General features: G+C 65.2%; 3 protein-coding genes and 1 pseudogene. 2 read left to right on the top strand and 2 right to left on the bottom strand.

The window, feature by feature from the left end; all coding sequences use genetic code 11:
* Window positions 1-464: pseudogene (locus AX735_RS25770) on the top strand (siroheme synthase); the annotation flags it as partial.
* Here the strand turns inward: AX735_RS25770 and AX735_RS09765 are convergent.
* Together AX735_RS09765 and AX735_RS09760 are read right to left on the bottom strand one after the other, a co-directional pair.
* Window positions 427-855: a PaaI family thioesterase gene (locus AX735_RS09765; protein WP_137775398.1), complete on the bottom strand. Its 429-nt coding sequence runs from the start codon at window positions 853-855 to the stop codon at window positions 427-429. The pseudogene AX735_RS25770 and the gene AX735_RS09765 overlap by 38 nt on opposite strands.
* Window positions 856-858: 3 nt before the next feature.
* Window positions 859-1,311, bottom strand: coding sequence for a PaaI family thioesterase (locus AX735_RS09760; protein ID WP_066279180.1), 453 nt, complete (start codon window positions 1,309-1,311; stop codon window positions 859-861).
* Between the two features lie 235 nt (window positions 1,312-1,546).
* On the opposite strand from AX735_RS09760, the gene AX735_RS09755 reads away from it, so the two are divergent.
* On the top strand, window positions 1,547-2,011 hold the full coding sequence (locus AX735_RS09755) for a DUF2721 domain-containing protein (protein ID WP_082751023.1): 465 nt from the start codon (window positions 1,547-1,549) through the stop codon (window positions 2,009-2,011).
* The last annotated feature ends 111 nt before the right edge of the window (window positions 2,012-2,122 follow it).

Below are 2,122 nucleotides of genomic sequence, written 5' to 3'. Positions count from 1 at the left end.
GTCTTGCCAAGGCGCTCCGCCAGCGGTTCGAGGCGATGCTACCGGCAGGGCTGGGCGGGCTGGCGCACGCGCTCGATGCGGCGCGCGATGCCATCCGTGCGCGCTGGCCCGGCGGTCCGGAGCGCAGGCGGGCGATCGATGCGGCGCTGGCACCGGGGGGACCGCTCGATCCTCTATCCGATCAAGACGCTGATGCCGTTGAGAAGTGGATCGAACATGGCGGCGAGGGCGTCGGATCGGGCCTCTATACGCTGACGATTGCCTCGCCCGACCCCGACGATCTGACCTTGCGTCAGGTGCGGTTGCTGGGGAGCGCGGATCTGGTGCTGCACCCTGCCGATATGCCGAGGTCCATTCTGTCGCGCGCCCGCGCCGATGCCGCGATGCGCGTCGATGATGGCCAGGCTGACGAGCCTGGTGTGGTCGTCAGGCTGGCTTGGGCGACGACAGCAGGAAGTTCATGAAGACCGTCGCGATCGGCTTGGCCGGATCGTCCTGCCAGGCCTTGGCCTCGACGTTGGCAACGCGCCGCCCGATCCGGGTGACCTCGCCCAGCGCATAGGTCCGCGCCTCGCGCCCGCCGCGCATGAAATTGATCGTGATGTTGACCGGCTTGATCCGCACCGCCGGTTCCTCTACCGCCACGGTGACGCGCAGCGCGGCAATCGCGGCGATCTCCATCAGCCCGCTCATCGCGCCGCCGTGCAGGAAACCAGGCCTACCCATGACCTGGGGACCATAATCGAACGCCATCACCGGCAGGCCATTGTGGAGGTGATCGACGGTGATGCCCATCGTCTCGGCGAACGGCGGCATGAAGCCGAGGATCGCGTTCATATCGGAATCGGTGCTCATCGCTCAGCCCAGGAAATTGTCGACGCGGATGAACGTGCCCGCAACATGCGCGACCGGATCATCGGGATCGCCATCATGCGCGATGCCGCGCACAAAGGCCATCGACCGCGTGACCTTGTAGCATTCGCCGCGTCCGATAACGGACTTGCCCGGCATGGCGGGGCGCATGTAATCGACGCGGAGGTCGAGCGTCACCTGCGGGCGGAACTCGCCGATCGCGGTCCAGACCGAAAGGCTGGTGGCATTGTCCATCAGGCTGATGATCGGCCCCGATGCGATGACGCCGCTGTCCACATCGCCAATCAGCCGTTCGGAATAGGGCAGTTCCATCTCGACCCAGCCAACGCCATGTGCGCGATAGCGCATGCCGAGATGCCCGCCATGGCCAAGCTTGCCGAGGATACCCTCGAAGGCGCTGGGATCGAACCAGCCGGGGGGCGTACCGGGTTCGGTCATGCGCGGTGCTCGATTCGGATGGCAAGCAAGGAAGCGGAAAAGGGCTGGGTCATGCTGCGCGGACTGTGCACGCTGCGGCCGAGAGGTCAATGGGCTACGGGAACGGTGGAGATTTCCCAGCGCTGCCAGAGTCATGCGACCGGCCAGCCAATCGTCGCGGCGACGCTGCGATAGGCGATTGATGGGTTGCCCTGCCCGGCTATAGTCGCGCAGCGCGACGGGAGGGCGGACCAGCATGTTCATGGCAGATTTCGATATCGGGCAGATCGGCAAGCTGATCCAGATCGCCATGGCCCCGGCATTTCTGCTGCTGGCGACGGGCAATATCCTGCAGATGTTCGCCAATCGCCTCGCCCGCGTAGTCGATCGCGAGCGGGTCCAGATGGCAGAATTTCATCGCACCCAGGGCGAGGCCCATATCCGCGTGGTCAACGAGCTGCGGATCCTCGATCGGCGCGCGGATATCGTCAACAAGGCGATCCTGATGGGGACATTGAGCGCGATCACGGTCGGCGTGGTGATCGCCTCGATCTTCGTGCTGTCGCTCACCGGCTATCGCTTCGGGCAGATCGTCGCCGGCGGCTTCATCCTCGCCATGGCGTTCCTGATCGCCGGGCTGGTGCTGTTCGTGCTCGAGATACGCATGGCGATGCACACGATCCGGATCGAGGAGCGGCTGCTCAAGCTCGACGGGGAATGAAAAAGGCCCCGCCATCGCTGGCAGGGCCCTTTCGGTTCCGCAATGGGTTGAGGTGCGATCAGCCGCCGGTGGGGGCGGCTGATCGCACCTCAACCCATTGCGGAACCGAAA

This window comes from Blastomonas sp. CCH1-A6 (assembly GCF_001556365.1).
Taxonomy (GTDB): domain Bacteria; phylum Pseudomonadota; class Alphaproteobacteria; order Sphingomonadales; family Sphingomonadaceae; genus Blastomonas; species Blastomonas ursincola.
Note: the sequence above shows the minus strand (reverse complement) of the source record. Positions and strands in the feature narration are given on the sequence as shown.

Excerpts from the sequence above, each read along its gene's own strand:
- AX735_RS09765 (WP_137775398.1), bottom strand. The coding sequence starts at position 855 with ATGAGCACCGATTCCGATATGAACGCGATCCTCGGCTTCATGCCGCCG.
- AX735_RS09760 (WP_066279180.1), bottom strand. The coding sequence starts at position 1,311 with ATGACCGAACCCGGTACGCCCCCCGGCTGGTTCGATCCCAGCGCCTTC.
- AX735_RS09755 (WP_082751023.1), top strand. The coding sequence starts at position 1,547 with ATGTTCATGGCAGATTTCGATATCGGGCAGATCGGCAAGCTGATCCAG.